Origin of the sequence: Streptomyces iakyrus, from assembly GCF_000717055.1 — a bacterium.
GTDB classification, from domain to species: domain Bacteria; phylum Actinomycetota; class Actinomycetes; order Streptomycetales; family Streptomycetaceae; genus Streptomyces; species Streptomyces iakyrus.
The window spans coordinates 55,308-70,355 of sequence record NZ_JNXI01000003.1; the positions used below are offsets into that span (position 1 = coordinate 55,308).

15 protein-coding genes and 2 pseudogenes are annotated in these 15,048 nt (G+C 70.0%); 3 read left to right on the top strand and 14 right to left on the bottom strand.

Annotated elements, in window-relative coordinates; translation table 11 throughout:
* Positions 1-28: 28 nt before the first annotated feature.
* The 14 genes and pseudogenes from OO68_RS05240 to OO68_RS05305 all read right to left on the bottom strand — a co-directional run bounded on the left by OO68_RS05240 (position 29) and on the right by OO68_RS05305 (position 11,764).
* Positions 29-1,876, bottom strand: a complete 1,848-nt coding sequence (locus OO68_RS05240; RefSeq protein ID WP_078625225.1) for an ABC transporter ATP-binding protein — start codon at positions 1,874-1,876, stop codon at positions 29-31.
* Positions 1,877-1,886: 10 nt separating this feature from the next.
* Positions 1,887-2,696, bottom strand: coding sequence for a class I SAM-dependent methyltransferase (locus OO68_RS05245; RefSeq protein WP_063739297.1), 810 nt, complete (start codon positions 2,694-2,696; stop codon positions 1,887-1,889).
* A gap of 114 nt (positions 2,697-2,810) precedes the next feature.
* Positions 2,811-2,996, bottom strand: coding sequence for a hypothetical protein (locus OO68_RS05250; protein WP_033306962.1), 186 nt, complete (start codon positions 2,994-2,996; stop codon positions 2,811-2,813).
* Positions 2,997-3,074: 78 nt separating this feature from the next.
* The gene (locus OO68_RS05255; RefSeq protein ID WP_033306963.1) at positions 3,075-3,272 is read right to left on the bottom strand and encodes a hypothetical protein; all 198 of its coding nucleotides are present in this window, start codon (positions 3,270-3,272) and stop codon (positions 3,075-3,077) included.
* A gap of 76 nt (positions 3,273-3,348) precedes the next feature.
* Complete coding sequence (locus tag OO68_RS05260) at positions 3,349-3,561, bottom strand: hypothetical protein (RefSeq protein WP_033306964.1); 213 nt, start codon at positions 3,559-3,561, stop codon at positions 3,349-3,351.
* Positions 3,562-3,638: 77 nt separating this feature from the next.
* Complete coding sequence (locus OO68_RS05265) at positions 3,639-3,827, bottom strand: hypothetical protein (protein WP_033306965.1); 189 nt, start codon at positions 3,825-3,827, stop codon at positions 3,639-3,641.
* Positions 3,828-3,908: 81 nt separating this feature from the next.
* On the bottom strand, positions 3,909-4,112 hold the full coding sequence (locus tag OO68_RS05270; protein ID WP_033306966.1) for a hypothetical protein: 204 nt from the start codon (positions 4,110-4,112) through the stop codon (positions 3,909-3,911).
* Positions 4,113-4,297: 185 nt separating this feature from the next.
* A complete protein-coding gene (locus OO68_RS05275) occupies positions 4,298-5,263 on the bottom strand; it encodes an alpha/beta hydrolase (RefSeq protein WP_157852676.1) in 966 nt (321 codons plus the stop codon).
* Positions 5,264-5,639: 376 nt separating this feature from the next.
* Complete coding sequence (locus OO68_RS05280) at positions 5,640-7,427, bottom strand: AfsR/SARP family transcriptional regulator (RefSeq protein ID WP_245236924.1); 1,788 nt, start codon at positions 7,425-7,427, stop codon at positions 5,640-5,642.
* A 486-nt stretch (positions 7,428-7,913) separates the two neighbouring features.
* Entirely contained in the window at positions 7,914-8,138 is a 225-nt protein-coding gene (locus OO68_RS05285; protein ID WP_051814465.1) for a hypothetical protein, read from the bottom strand.
* 23 nt (positions 8,139-8,161) lie between these two features.
* Complete coding sequence (locus tag OO68_RS48435; RefSeq protein ID WP_329503435.1) at positions 8,162-9,274, bottom strand: sensor histidine kinase; 1,113 nt, start codon at positions 9,272-9,274, stop codon at positions 8,162-8,164.
* Complete coding sequence (locus OO68_RS47440; protein ID WP_245236907.1) at positions 9,217-9,732, bottom strand: hypothetical protein; 516 nt, start codon at positions 9,730-9,732, stop codon at positions 9,217-9,219. Before OO68_RS47440 ends, OO68_RS48435 begins: the two co-directional genes overlap by 58 nt.
* Positions 9,733-10,110: 378 nt before the next feature.
* A pseudogene (locus tag OO68_RS42105) lies at positions 10,111-10,818 on the bottom strand (response regulator transcription factor).
* A 451-nt stretch (positions 10,819-11,269) separates the two neighbouring features.
* A complete protein-coding gene (locus OO68_RS05305; RefSeq protein ID WP_033306970.1) occupies positions 11,270-11,764 on the bottom strand; it encodes a YbaK/EbsC family protein in 495 nt (164 codons plus the stop codon).
* Positions 11,765-11,876: 112 nt separating this feature from the next.
* Between OO68_RS05305 and OO68_RS05310 the strand changes: the two genes are divergently transcribed.
* The 3 genes and pseudogenes from OO68_RS05310 to OO68_RS42110 form a co-directional block, all read left to right on the top strand.
* Complete coding sequence (locus OO68_RS05310; protein ID WP_033306971.1) at positions 11,877-12,401, top strand: helix-turn-helix domain-containing protein; 525 nt, start codon at positions 11,877-11,879, stop codon at positions 12,399-12,401.
* A gap of 86 nt (positions 12,402-12,487) precedes the next feature.
* Positions 12,488-13,750: a benzoate/H(+) symporter BenE family transporter gene (locus OO68_RS05315; RefSeq protein WP_078625194.1), complete on the top strand. Its 1,263-nt coding sequence runs from the start codon at positions 12,488-12,490 to the stop codon at positions 13,748-13,750.
* A gap of 117 nt (positions 13,751-13,867) precedes the next feature.
* A pseudogene (locus OO68_RS42110) lies at positions 13,868-14,926 on the top strand (IS630 family transposase); the annotation flags it as partial.
* Positions 14,927-15,048: the final 122 nt, after the last annotated feature.

Sequence of the window (15,048 nt, forward strand, 5' to 3'; positions counted from 1 at the left end):
GGCCGCTGACACGGGGCCGCTGTGGTGCTCAGCCGAGCAGTTGGTGTGAGGCGAGCTCGGCGTACAGGGCGTCGTCGCGCAGCAGCGCGTCGTGTGTGCCGACGGACCTCAGCCCGCCGTCCTGGATCACCGCGATACGGTCGGCCGAGCGCACGGTCGACAGGCGATGGGCCACGACCACGACAGTGGTCCGCGTCGACAGTTCCTCGATGACCTCGCGTAGCGCCGCCTCGTTGACGGCGTCGAGCTGTGAGGTCGCCTCGTCGAGGAGGAGCAGGCGTGGGCGGCGCACCAGGGCCCGCGCGATGGCGATGCGCTGCCGCTCGCCCCCGGACAGGGAGGTGCCGTGGTGGTCGATGGAGGCGTCGAGGTCGCCGCCGAGGCGTTCCAGCAGCGGCAGGAGACGGGTTGCGGCCAGCGCCGCGTACAGATCGTCGTCCGTCGCCGCGGGGGCGGCATAGGCGAGGTTGTCGCGCAGCGTGCCCGCCATCACCGGGGCGTCCTGCTCGACGTAGCCGATGCCGACGCGCAGGTCCTTCAGGTCCCAGTCGCGCAGATCGCGCCCGTCGAGAAGGACGCGGCCGCGGTCCGGGTCGTAGAAGCGCTCGATGAGATTCAGCGTGGTGGACTTGCCGGCGCCGGAGGGGCCCACCAGGGCGGTCAGCCCGGTGGCCGGGATCCGCAGGGAGAAGCCGTCCAGCGCGGGGGTGTTCCGGCCCGGATAGGTGAAGGCGACGTCCTCGAAACGCAGGTCGGCCGCACCCGTGTGCCGCCCGCCGGTCACGTGCAGCGGTGAAGGAGCCTGTTCCACGGGCTCGGTGGGCAGCCGGGTGACCTCGGCCAGGCGTTGCACGGCAGCCCGCGCGGCCTGGAAGTAGGTGCCCACGTCGGTCAGCGACATGACCGGCTGCGCGAGATAGAGGACGTACAGCAGGAACGCCGTGAGCGTGGCCACCGAGATCGCGCCGCTGCTGACCCGGGCACCGCCCACGCCGAGCACGACGAGAAAGGCCACCTGCATGGCGAGCCCCGCGGCGGTGCCCGCCACCGAGCCCCAGCGGGCGAGCACGACACCCTGGTCGTACGCGTCCCGGGCCGCCGCGTCGACCCGCTCGGCCTCGACCTCCTCCGCCCCGGACGCCTTGACCGTGGTGAAAGCGCTCAGCGCACGTTCCAGAGCCGCGCCCATCAGCCCCACCGACTCCTGCGCCCGCAGCGCCGCGCGCCGGATCAGGGGCAGGATGACGCCGACCACGCCCCCCAGGAGGACGACCACACCGACGGTGACGGCGAGCAGCACGGCGTCGACGACGGCCATCATCACCAGCGTGCCGACGATCATCACGACTCCGGTGAGGGCCTGCACCAGGGTCTGGGTGACGATCTGCCGCAGCAGCGAGGTGTCGCCCGCGGCCCGGGCGAGCAGATCACCCGGAGCCTGGCTGCGCATGGCCTTCATCGGCAGCCGCAGTATGTGACGCACCAGCCCGCTGCGTCCGGCCAGCACCACGCGCTCGGCCGCACGCAGCAGCAGGAAGTTGCCGACCGCCAGCGCGAGCGCGGCCACCAGCACCAGGGCGACGAGCTTCAACAGGTCCGGCGCCACCTCGTTCCCCTGTGCGTACACGGTGAGGACGTCTTCCACCACGAGTGGCTGGAGCAGGCCGAGCACCCCCGCCCCCACCAGCAGCAGGCTCGCCACCGTGATCTCCCGCCAGTGCGGGCGCACATAGCCGCGGAAGACCATGAACGTCTCCCGCAGGGAAAGCCCGTCCCCTGACGCGGCGCCGGCGCCGGTGGATTCCGCGCCCGCGTCCGGCTCATCCGTGATGGTCCCCGTGTCCGGGGCGTCGGTGCTCAGTGAAGTGCTTGCCATCGTGGCGTCCTCACCGTTCCTGGCCCGGGGCTGCGGAAGCGGCATGCTCGTCCGGACCCGGGTCGGCGTTCCTGTCCGCGCTCCGGTACACACAGATCGTCATCGGCTCGGCGCCGGTGAACGGCGACCCCTGCCAGTCCCCGTAGCGCGCCTCCAGACGCAGCCCGGCGCGTTCGGCGTACGCATCGATCTCTTCGGGTATCGTCAGCCTGCTGCTCTCCGAGGCGAGCCGGGTGCCGCCGCCCTCGTGCCAGATGTGTGACAGGTGCCAGAGCTGTCGGGCGGGGACGATGAGGGAGTACGACTGCAGAGCGGCGTTCTCCCCGCAGGGGATGAGGAACGTGTCGCGCAGGCGCCCCTCGTGCATCGCGTCCACGAAGGCCGGATTGTGGGTCTCGACGACCACGGCACCACCGGGGGCCAGGGCCTGCGCACAGGTCTCGAGCACCTGCTGCTGTTCTGCGGGGTCCAGCAGCATCGACAGTGTTCCGCACACGCAGAACACCAGGCCGTGCTTGCGCTCGCTCCGGTAGGTCCGGATGTCGCCGTGCACCGCGGTGACGGGCCGCGGCTCGCGCGCCAGTGCTTCGCGCAGCACCTGCAGCATTTCCGGGGAGGAGTCGACACCGACCACCTCACCGGCCTGGTCCGCCAGCGGCAGGGCGATACGTCCTGTGCCGACGCCGAGTTCCAGTGACGCCGTACCGTCTCCCGGATGGAGGTCGGCGAGCCGTTTCACCGTGTCGTCCCCCGGCGGGAATATTCGGTTGTAGAAGTCGGCGAACTGACGTCCGTAGCCGAGGTCCTGGATATCACTCATGTGACCTGCTCGATAGACGATGGTTCGGAGATCGCACAGGGGGCGAAACTCCCTTTTCTGGGCAATGAAGGGGAGGGCGGACAGGTCAGGACCGGTACGCCCTCCCCTGGTGGATCAGCTCGGCTGCTTCGAGCCGGCGACCGCGAGACTGGGGCCGCTAACCGAAGCGAAGCCCATGCAGGCAATTGCAGGGGTCGCGAGGACCGGTGCGAGTTCATCCATCTGCTGGGCCCGGTCGGACCTCAGCGGCAACTCCGCCAGTACGCTGCTGGCATTCACGCGTTCTGTCAGCACGGACACGATTACTCCTTTTACGTCATGTCATGGTTCGGGGAAGGCTCGGCCGCGCCCCGTCAGATGCACGGCCAGGGGCCGGATTCAGTTCGGCTGCTTCGAGCCGGCGACCGTGTAAATGTCGGCCAATGCGACGGCGACGGCGGCGGCGGCGGCGACCAAGGCGGCGGAAGGGGTCGCGAGGACAGGTGCGAGTTCGTCCATCTGCTGGGCCCGGTCGGCCCTCAGCGGCAACTCCGCCAGTACCCTGCTGGCATTCACGCGTTCTGTCAGCACGGACACGATTACTCCTTACGTCATGTCATGGTTCGGGATAGGCTCGGCCGCGCCCCGTCAGACGCACGGCCAGGGACCGGACTCAGCTCGGCTGCTTGCTGCCGCCGGCCGCGAGACCGGCGCCGAACGCGTTGGTGACCGCAACGCCGACGCCCACTCCGGCGGCGAAGGCCACGGCGGTGGCAGGGGTCGCGAGGACCGGTGCGAGTTCGTCCATCTGCTGGGCCCGGTCGGCCCTCAGCGGCAACTCCGCCAGTACGCTGCTGGCATTCACGCGTTCTGTCAGTACGGACACGAGTGCTCCTTACGTCCAGTCATGGTCAGGGGAAGATTCGGCCGGGCCGCGACAGGGGCACGGCCAGGGGGCCGGATTCAGCTCGGCTGCTTACTGCCGATAGCACCGGCGACGTATGGGGTGGCGACGACGTAGAGACCGACCGCAACCACAACGGCGCCAGGGGTCGCGAGGACCGGTGTGAGTTCATCCATCCGTCGGGCCCGGTCGGCCCTCAGCGGAAACTCCGCCAGTACGCTGCTGGCGTTCACGTGTTCTGTCAGCACGGACACGTGCTCCTTACGTTCTGTCACGGTCAGGGGAAGATTCGACCGGGCCGCGACAGGGGCACGGCCAGGGGGCCGGATTCAGCTCGGCTGCTTACTGCCGAGAGCACCGACGGCGTAGCCCACGGCGTATGCCGCCACCGAGACGCCCACTCCTGCGGCGAAAGCCGCGGGCGTGGCCATCACGGGAGTCAGCTCCGAAAGGTGGCGGGCTCCGTGCGTCGTCCTCAGATCGCCGAACAGCATCGGCGATCTGCCATTGACGTGATCAGAGATACTGGTCATCGTGCAGATTCCTTTCCTGTGTGGGTATGAAGTCCGCCGGAACGGTTCCGAGCGCGGATTCTTCATGGGCATGTGCCGTGACGGCCGGCCACGCTGACGGGCAGGGACGGGCCGCGGGTTCAGGCACACCGAACGCTGCGGCCGTACGTGAACCGCGCGCAGGCATATGGGTCAGTCGCACCGGTTCACGGCGCTGTGCAGGTGCCGGGGATCGGGCCGAGGTATGCCTCCAGGAAGGCGACCGTCGGACAGAACGCCCGGGAGCTGTAGCCCAGGCCGTGCACGTGCCCCGGCAGCACCAGCGTCGTGGCCTCCACGTCGGCTTCCACCAGGGCGGCGTTCATGACCTTGAGCTGGTTCAGCGGAATCTTCTCGTCGACCGAGTTAGCCAGCAGCATCGGCGGGGTGGTGGAGGCGACATGGGACACCGGAGAAGCGTCCGCGGCCGTCGCCATGCAGGCCCGGGTTCTCCTCGGGTCGCAGCCCAGGTAGTTGAGGGACGTCATGATGTTCTCGGGACTGGCGCCGGTGAAGTCGGTGAAGTCATAGGCGCCCGACCATCCGACCGCGGCCGCGACCGAGACCTCACCCTGCCCCTTGCCGGTCAACGCTGCCGTATGGGTCGCGAGGGTGGCGCCGGCCGAGGTGCCCCAGACCGCGATACGGTCCGGGTCGACCCGGTAGGTGGATGCGTTCTCGGCCAGGAACTCGGTGGCGGCCTGGACGTTCTGCACCTCGACCGGAAAGCCGGCCGTCCCGCGGGGCGGCATGCAGTAGTCGATGGAGAAGACGGCCCAGCCCTTCGACGCCAGATACGTCCCGGTATTCACGAACCATTCAGAGTTCCGTACTCCCGACACGAAGCCTCCGCCGTGCACGAGGATCACCGCCGGTGCGGCGTCCTCCAGTGGCGGTGACGGCAGGTACGCGTCCGCGAGTTGGCTCTGCATACCCTCGCCCGGGCACTCCTCCGTCAGGTAGGTGATGCCTTGGACGACCTTGACCCCGGTGTCCGTCGGCGTCACGTCCGCCGCACCTGCCCGGCTCACGGCCAAGTAGGCGAGCAGGCCGAGCGCGGTCACCCCGGCCGTCAACAGGCCGACCGCGCGGTGCCGCTTCCGGCGGCGGGTGTGCAATGCTCGCGCTACCAACAGGTTCCTCCTTTGAAAAGGCGCCGCAGCGGCGGCCGTTCTGTCTCTGCTCCTGCCGCAGGCATGCGTGTGCTTCAAAAGGGGCCGCCCGCGAGAGGGAGATGAACGACGTGATCGGCGCCCCAGGCTCACGAACATCAGTTTCCGTACGGTGGGTCCAGATCCGGTCGGCCGACGGTTCAGTACCGGTATGCCTGCTGCTCGCGCGGGGCGGTGGCGATGTGGCAGTCGGAACAGCGGGGTGCCGTGTGCTCCGCATGCCGTGAGCGGTGCCCGTGGCGCCCTGGGCCGGCAGCCGGCGCACAGGGCAACCGGCAACCGGCAACCGGCAACCGGCAACCGGCAACCGACCGGAGGGACGTGCGACCGGACACGGTCATGCGTCCGGGGCGAGGGCAGTTGCAGCCGCTGCCCCGATCGCCGACTGTGCCGCTACCTCGTTGGCGTAGAGACGGATCAGGTGCGACACGGCATACAGGGCGTCGGATGCGGCGATCTCCCCCGCGGGTAAGGCGACCACCCCCATCTCGATCAGCCGTTCCACCGTCCACAGCGCCGGCCTCTTCTCACAGCCAAGCGCCGTGGCGGCCTCCTCCAGGGTGAACAGTGCGGGCAGGGGCCCGATTCGGAGCAGGGCGGAACGGGTGGAGTCGTCCAGATGCCGCCATTGGTCGGCGACATGGCGCCGCACCGCGATGTCGCCCGCGGAGAGCTCGTCCAGTGCCGTCGCGGGGTCGTCCAGCCGGGCCGCGTACTCTTCGAGCGGCAGGTGCCGCAGCACCGCGAGTTTGAGGCCGGCGGCCCGGACCGCCAGCGGCAGCATCCCGCAGGCCGTGACGATCCGCTCGGCGGCGGCCTGGTCGGACCGCACCCGGCGGGGGCCGATGACCCGACCGAGCATGTCCAGCGCCTCGGGCATGGAGTATGGCGGCACCTCGACCCGCAGGACGGGAGCGAGTCCGGCGAGCTGGGTCCGGGCGGTCACAACGGCCGAGCTCGGGCCGGCACTCGGTAGCAGCAGCCGGACACTCGCCTCGTCCGGAGCGTCGTCGAGCACCAGCAGGAGTTTCTGTCCCACCAGCCAGGCACGCCAGAGTGCGGCGGCCCGCTCCGGCTCCTCCGGCCTGCTCTCGGCCAGGCCGGCGAACGACCACAGCTCGGCCGTCAGCGACGCGAGGCACCGGGGCTTCCCGCTGTCCTCGCGGAGCCGCACGAAGATCTGCCCGCCGGGGAACTCGTCGCGCAGGCGGTGTGCGACATGGATGGCCAGTGCGGTCTTCCCGGCACCGGCCGGTCCAACGGCGACGACGGCCGCGCTGCCGCGCGCAAGGGCCTCCCGCAGTTCCCGCACCTGGTCCTCCCGGCCGGTGAAGTCGGCGGTGTCCGGCGGCAGCAGGGCAGCAGACCTCCCCGACTGAGCGATTTTGCTTCGGCGGGCCGGCCCGGTGCCGGGCGGGAAGCCGGCACCCGTTGTCCCCTCGCCCAGGATCGAGTGGTACAGCGCCTTCAGCGCCGGGCTCGGGGGCAGACCCAGCTCGCGCGACAGATGCTGCCGCAGTGCGTCGTAAGCCGCCAGGGCCTCGGCGCGGCGTCCCGACCGGTGCAGTGCGGTCATCTGAGCGGCCCTCAGCCGCTCCCGCATCGGGTGCTGCTCCACGAGGTCACCGACGGCTTCGACGACCTCGTGGGCGTGCCCGAGCCCGAGTTCGGCCTCGGCCCAGTCCTCGCTGACAGTCAGGTATCGGCTCATCAGGCGGTCAGCCTCCGCCTGGACGGGTTGCGAACTTCGCAGTTCCGGCAGCGGAGGCCCGGCCCACAGCTCCCGTGCCTGCCGGAGAAGACTGGCAGCGGCTTCGAGGTCCCCGCTCGCGGCGGCCTGACGCCCGGCGCGGCCCATGGCCTGGAGCCGCAGGGAGTCGAGGTCGGTGTCGGCCAGCCGGAGGCGATAGCCCCCCGAGTGGTGGACGAGCCGGTCCGCGTCCCCTGCTTCGGCCAGGAGCTTGCGCAGCGCCGACACATACATCTGCAAGTTCTTGCGCGCGGTTCTGGGCGGTTCGTCCTCCCAGACCGCCTCCGTCAGCATGTCGACGGAAACCGGCGTGTTGGGGTGGCACAGCAGCATCGCGAGGACCAGTTGCTGCTTGTGAGGGCCGAGTGGGAGCATCAAGCCGTCGATTTCGGCCGACAGGTGCCCGAGGACACGGAACCGCACACGTCCCGGCTGTGGTCCGCGCCCGGGGTCGGATGCCTCAGGCATGGGCCGGGCCCGAATCGACCCCACATCGTCGGGCCAGCCGGCCAGGGGGACGGCCACGGTTCATGCGCCGTACCCGGGTCTTGCCACGTGTTGCCCGAGAGTCCGGGCGAGCCGGATGTTCGGGGCGGCCGGCCCGGTCGATGTCACCGTCACGGCCGCTGCCCGTGGCCCCCTCATCAGGCAGCTCGCCGAGTGCCGCCCTGTCGCTCTGCCGGTCGTACCAGGCGCATGGCCCAGCCATGGAGACTCCTTCCTGCCAGGCGCAAAGGCATGTCGGGAGCGGAGGCTAGGAACCATGGTTGTGAAAATTCTGTGACCGAGCGGGGACCCGGGTCCGGTGGTCCGGAGCCCAGGTCCCCGTTCACGTGGAAGGCGGGATGGAGTTCCCGACGATCAACCGTCCTTCGCGGTATCGGATTCCACGGCGGCGACCGCGCTCTCGGCGTCGTCCAGGATGCGACCCAGCTCCGCGGGGTCGGTGGCGGCCGGATCCGGTGCGCCGGTCACCGAAGGGGCGGCGGAGCTGCCCGAAGGCTGCCTGCTACCGGCTGTGCCGTCGTCACCACCACATGCGGTGGTGGCGACGGCGCACAGGGCGACCACCGCAGCCACGGCCACGCGGCGGGACCATACGGGAAGGATCACGAGGTGGCCCCGTCAGTGGTGGTGTTGGCCTTGCACCAGTCGGAGACCTTCGAGAGGTCCTTGTCCCGCTGCTGGAGTGTGGGCACGAGCGACTTGCGGTGGGTGAGCCGGCCGTTGAGGTAGGTCTCGACCTCGTCGTGTCCCGCCGTCCTGGCATTGTCGACCCTCTGCTGGAGCCGTGCGATGGAACCGCGCGCGCTCACGGGGCCGTTGAGGCGGGTCAGGGCCTTGTCGATGCGCTTGTCGATCCGCACGGCACGCTTGCACAGCGCCTGTGCCCCGTCCCCGGTGGGGCCCGCACTCGCACTGGCCGTGGGGCCGACGCCGTCGGCGGCGGCGGGCCCTGCGCCCCCGAGCAGCAGGGCGATGACGGCGAGGGGCACCACGGTGCTCTTCCTGCGCGGCATGAGGTTCTCCTTCTTCGAACGGTTGCGACGCTCCGCCGCAACGAGGGAGAAGCTAGGAGCCGCCTTTGTGGAAACTCTGTGGCTCGCCCGCGCCCGTGGTGAGCCAGTCCCGGCGCAGCAGGGGCAGGGTCGCGGTGACCGGGCCCCGTGCCGGTGAGAGGGAGACGTACTTCGAACCCGGGCCAGGGCCGCCGGGCCGGTCTGGACGGTGATCCGGCCCCGGTGCAGCGCGGTCTGCTGGGCGACCAGGGTCAGTCCCAGGCCCGAACCGGGACTGCCGGGGCGCTTGTGGAAGCGTTCGAAGACGGCTGCCCGCACGGCGGGCGGCATCCCGGGACCACGGTCGTCGACGCTGAGTACGGCGACCGGGGCGTGCTCCTCCTGGGAGCGGCACCGGGACACGTCGACCGGTGCCGGGCGGCCGTCCGTGCAGCCGTGGGCGAGGGCGTTCGCCAGGAGGTTGTCCACCATCGAGCGCAACCCCGGCTCCCAGCCCTGCACGCGCAGGCCGCCGGAGGCGCCAACCACCACCTGCGCCTCCCGGTGGCGCCGCCGCAGATCGGCGGCGGCATCCTCGACCACGTCCGCCAGGTCGACGGACCCGAAGGCTTCCGCCTCGACCAGGTCCCCCTCGGCCGGCGCCCTCAGCATGACCAGCAGACCGAGCAGCCGACCGTGGTCTCCCCGAAGGTCCTCCAGCACCTCGACCCGTTCGCTCTCGGGAAGGTCAGGGTGCCCAATGAGGTGCCGAAGTGCGTCCTCGTGCTCATCAGCGTATTCCGCAGTTCATGCGAGGCGGCTGCGGCGAACGAGCGGGCGGTGGCCAGTGCCTCGGCGATACGGGCGGCCTGCTCGTCGTAGCGCGCAAGTACGGTCTGCAGTGTGCGGGCCAGAACGTCGACCTCGGCGATCCGGGTCGGAGTGTGGTCCAGGCGGGCGGGGCTCGTCCGGGGATCGAGGCCGCCGGCGCGCCGCCGAAGCCGCCGCAGCGGGCGAGCGGCGCGGGCGGTGGCCACCCAGACCAGTAGTCCGGACGCCGGCGCGGCGAGCAGAGCGGCGGCGAGCACCCGCCGCCGTACGAAGCCCCGTTGGGTCCTGGCCGCGGTGTCGGGCGAGAACAGCCACACCGTCCCTCGGGCACCGGGTTTCGAACCGGTCACCGGCACCGACAGCACCCGCTAGCTCGCGCCGGCGGCCCGCACCGTCACCGGAACCCGGGTGCCGACGGGCAGCGGCACCGAGGCAGCGGGCTGCGGGCCGCCCGACACCGTGCCGCCAGGGCCGGTGAGTCGTACGCCGACATCCAGCGGAGGTATAAAGCTGCCGCTGCCGTGCCTCCTCGGCCGCCGGACGGTCCTGCGCAATGACGCGCAGCAGTGCCTTGGCGTCCGGTTCCACCGCCGCCGCGCGGTCCAGCAGATGGGTGTCCTGCTGGGCATTACGATCGTTCTCGACCATCCGCAGCAGCAGGGCGCCCGCAGCCAGTACGAGCAGCGGTACGACCGTCCCGACGGCCAGCGCGATCCGGGTGGACAGCCTCATCGCCCACCTCCGTACGGAAGCGACGCCCGGTCGTCGCGCAGGACGAAACCCACCCCGCGCACGGTGTGCAGGATCCGGGTGCGGCCCCGGCTTCCAGCTTGCGCCGCAGGTAACTGAAGAAGGTGTCCACCGCGTCCGTGCGCACCTCGAAGTCGTACCCCCACACCCGGTCCAGCAGCTGGTCGCGGGTGAGCACCAGGCCGACGTTTCGGGCCAGCACTTCGAGCAGGGCGAACTCGCGCCGGGTGAGCGTCAGCGGTGCCCCCTCCAGCAGCGCCTCGCGCCGCGCGGGGTCGATCACCAGAGCACCGGCACGCACCTGGCCGGTGGCCGCCGGGGGCCTGCGGCGCAGCAGTGCGTGCAGCCGCAGCACCAGCTCCTGCAGGGCGAACGGCTTGACCAGGTAGTCGTCCCCGCCTGCCTGCAGGCCGGCCACCCGGTCGGCCAGCTGGTCAAGTGCCGACTGCATCAGCACCGGCACGTCGTCGCCCTCTGCCCGCAGCGTCCCGCACACCTCGATCCCGCTCAGGCCCGGCATCGAAACATCCAGCACCACCGCGTCCGGTGCTCCGTCGCGGACGGCCGACAGCGCACCGCGGACATCGTCCGCCAGGACCACGGAGAAGCCCTCGAGGCGCACGCTCCAGCGAGCGGCGGACGGCCGCGTCATCATCGGCGACCTGTACCCGCTCTCCCGCATCCATATCCGTCCCCACTTCGGCGATCGTACGTGCACCGACGCACAGCCCCAGGGTCGGCTGCACCGCCCACCGGCACACCGCGCCCACCCGGCGCCCCCACCACGAGACTTACGTAGGAGCACGTAATCGGACACGTGGTTTCACCGGCTCGGGCACCCGCGGGCCGATGGCTGTCGACTGCGGCCTCTGACGAACAGTCCTGAGGGTTGTCTCCGGTACCTGCGAGAGGCCCACGGCCGGTTCGCGGCCGCGGCACGCCAAGACCTGCACTCCGCGCACCCCCGCCCGGCAGCGTGATGAAGCTGGGCGGGGTGCGGTCCGTACCGGCCGAAGCCCTTCCTCGCCGAGCGGCGCCGAGAGTGGACACCGAAGATGCTCCCGCAGGAACGCCCGTCGGCTGCCCGACTACCGCGCGGACAAGTCCGCTCCAGTGGCACAGCGAACTGCGACCGAGCTACTCAGGGATGACCGTGAGCAGTCGCCCGTTGGTCAACTCGGCGAGTTCCGAGGCGGTTGTGGGGAAGACGGTCCGCGGAGTGCCGGCAGCGGCCCAGACCTGGGAATACTCGGCAAGGGCTGCATCGACCACGGTGGGGAGCTGTCGCGGGTGACCGACGGGTGCGACACCTCCGATCGCTTGCCCGGTGGCCTGACGGACCTGCTCCGCTGTGGCACGCTGGAGCCTGCCACGCCCCCAACGGGCCGCAAGGGCCACCGTGTCCACCCTGTGGCGACCGCTCGTCAGGACCAGGACGGGTTCACCGTCGGACATGAACACAAGGCTGTTGGCGATGGCGCCGATGTCGCAGCCGAGGGCAGCTGCGGCCTCAGCCGCGGTGCGTGTCGATTCCGAGAGTTCGCGCACCTGTCCCGGCACATCGGCTGCGGCGAGGCAGCGGGCCACATGCTGACTTCGAACGGGCAGGGCATCGCTGTAACGGGGGGACATTGCACTCCTTGGCTCTCCTCGGCTACGTTCCATAAACAGAACGTTCTGAAGATGGAACGCTAGGCGTTGCGGATCGCCACAGTCAACGCCCGAACGAGCGCCAAGGAGGAGCATGGGACTGGCGGAACAGGTGGGTCGCCGTTTGAAGGAAGCACGTGTCGAGCAACGGCTGTCCCTGTCAGAGCTGGCGCGGCGGTCGATGATCGGCAAGGGAACCCTCTCCGAACTCGAGTGCGGCCGGCGCAATCCCACCCTCGAGACGCTGTACGCGCTCACGACCGCGCTCGGGGTCCCCCTGAGTTCGATCCTGGGCCCGGCAAAGCGGACCGTGATCTCCGGCAGCGCCGTCGACGCGGTCCTCACCGAGAGGTTCGAGCACGCCGACGCCGTCACAGAAGTGTTCCGCATAGGGATCCGCGCCGACGCCGTACAGGAATCGGCCGCCCACGCCCCGGGCACGCAGGAGCACATCATCGTGCTGCGGGGCACTGCGCAGGTCGGCGCAGTATCCTCTCCGCACCTGGTGCGTACCGGCGAGCACATCCAGTGGGCTGCCGACGTACCGCATCTCTACGGCGCACCGTCCGGGGACGTTGAGGCCGTCCTGATCGTCCGCTATCCGGTCGTCCACCCGTGAGGCCGGATCCCCCCGGCAAGTCCGGTCGGTCTCGGAGCTTGGCACGCGGGTTGTCCGAGTCAAGGGTGGTCGCCCCAGTCGCTCCGATGCGCAACCGCCACAGGCGGCCCCCACGCCGAGTCGCACCGGCCGCCGCCGGGCTGATCGCCGTACTGGTGGGAGTCACCAGTTCTGCCGCGCTCGTCTTCACGGCCGCCAAGAAGGCGGGTGCAGGGCCGCAGGAGATCACTTCCTGGATGCTGGCCCTCGGGGTCGGCATGGGGGTGACCTCCATCTGGCTGTCACTGCGCTACAAGGCGCCGGTCGTGACGGCCTGGTCCACCCCGGGAGCGGCCCTGCTGATATCGGGGCTCGACGGCGTCACCATGGCGGAGGCCGTCGGCGCCTTCTTGGTCTCGTCCGTACTGATCATGCTCAGCGGGCTGACGGGCTGGTTCGAGCGGGCCATGGGCAGGATCCCGGTGCCGCTCGCGGCGGGGCTACTGGCCGGGGTGCTCGTCCAGTTCGGTATCGGGCTGTTCAAGAGCATGAGCAGCGACTTCGCCGTCGCGTTCTCGATCTTCTCCGTGTACCTCGTGGGCCGTCGGCTGGTGCCCCGGTACGCGATCATCGCCGCACTCGCCATAGGCGTCGTCGTCGCCACCGTTCAGGGCTCCCTGCAACCGGGCCACATCCAGCTCGAGTTGGCCCAGCCGGCCTTCACCGCACCTGTTTTCTCCTGGCAGGTCGTCCTGAGTGTCGGTCTACCTCTGTTCATCGTCACGATGGCGTCCCAGAACCTACCGGGCGTCGCGGTACTCAAAGGGGACGGATACGGCCGCGTGCCGGTATCACCGCTGATCACCTGCACGGGCGCCACCAGCGCACTGCTCTCGCCCTTCGGTTGTTTCGGCCTCAACCTCGCCGCCATCACCGCGGCCATATGCACCGGCCGTGAAGCGCACGAGGACCCCGACCGGCGTTATCTGGCCGCTGTCTGGGCCGGCGTGTTCTACCTGTGCGTGGGCATACTCGGCGGAACCGTCAGCTGCTTGCTGACTGCGCTGCCCCCGGCGCTCGTCCTTGGCATCGCCGGGCTCGGCCTGCTCGGCACCATCGGAAACTCCCTGTTCTCCGCGCTGTCGGACGAGCATTTCCGGGAGTCCGCCGCCGTGACGTTCCTGGCCACAGCGTCCGGCGTGACGCTGCTCGGAATCGGCTCGGCGTTCTGGGGTCTGCTCGCCGGGGCGCTGACCTTCGCGGTGACGCGCGGGGGCCGACGGCAGACTCGGACAGCTGCCCGGTCTTCCGTCTCCGCCGACACCTCTTCCGCCCCACCGGTCACCGCAACTCAGCGTTTTCCAGGGTGAGATGGAGATCCGCTAGTGATCCGGGCTTGAGTTCACGTCTCGCCACGTGAGTCGTGGTTCGTTTCAGATTGTGGCTGGGGCGGTGACAGCGGCTGGAGGCTGCGGTCTGCTGGAGGAATGGGGGACAGCAGGCTGCAACCGCTGGTGTTATCCGAGGACGAGCGGCTGGTGTTGCGGGGGTAGGCCAAACGGCGGACAACCGCGCAGGGCCTGGCCAAGCAGGCACGGATCGTGCTGGCCTGCGCGGACGGACTCAGCAACACCGCGGTGGCCGCGCGGCTGGACACCGATCGTGGGACCGTTGCCCGGTGGCGGTGCAGGTTCCTGCGTGACCGCCTTGACGGACTGTCCGACGAACCCCGTCCGGGAGTCCCCCGCACCATCACCGACGCCCAGGTGCAGGAGGTGGTGGTGCGCACGCTGGAAGAGACGCCCCAAGGCGCAACCCACTGGTCGAAGCGGGAGCTGGCCCGGCGGGTGGGCATCTCATCGACGAGTGAGCTGCGGATCTGGCGGGCCTTCGGGCTGCAGCCCTGGCGCACGGAGACCTTCAAGATCTCCCCGGACCCGCTGCTGACCGGCAAGATCCGTGACGTGGTCGGGCTGTATCTGGCCCCGCCGGCGAACGCGGCCGTCTTCGCGGTCGACGAGAAACCGCAGATCCAGGCCCTGGAACGGACCGCGCCGGTACTGCCGATGGCCCCGGGCACCCCCGAACGCCGCAGCTTCGACCACGTCCGGCACGGCACCGTGGACCTGTTCGCCGCCCTGAACAGCGCCACCGGCAAGGTGATCGGGAAGCTGTCAGCGCAGCACCGGGCCGTGGACTTCCGCGACTTCCTCGACGAGATCGACCGCCAGACCGATCCCGGTCTGGCGGTGCACGTGATCTGCGACAACCTCTCCGCCCACAAGGCGCCGGTGATCCACGAGTGGCTCCTGGCCCACCCCCGCTTCGAGCTGCATTTCAGCCCGACCTACTCGTCCTGGATCAACCAGGTCGAGCGGTGGTTCGCCGAACTGGAGCGGCGCTGCCTCGAACGCGGCGTGTTCTGCTCACTCGACGAACTGAAGACCGCGCTCAAGGACTGGATCAAGAACTGGGACGAACAGGCCCGGCCTTTCAAGTGGACCACGACCGCAGACCAGATCATTGACCGCATCTGCCGCTACTGCCCCTACTGCCCCTACTGCCCCTACTGCCCCTACTGCGACAGGATCTCCGAGCCAGGGACACTAGGCGGACAGACCCGCCGAACCGGTTGTCGGGCGAATCTTCGTGCAAGCGGCACTCCACA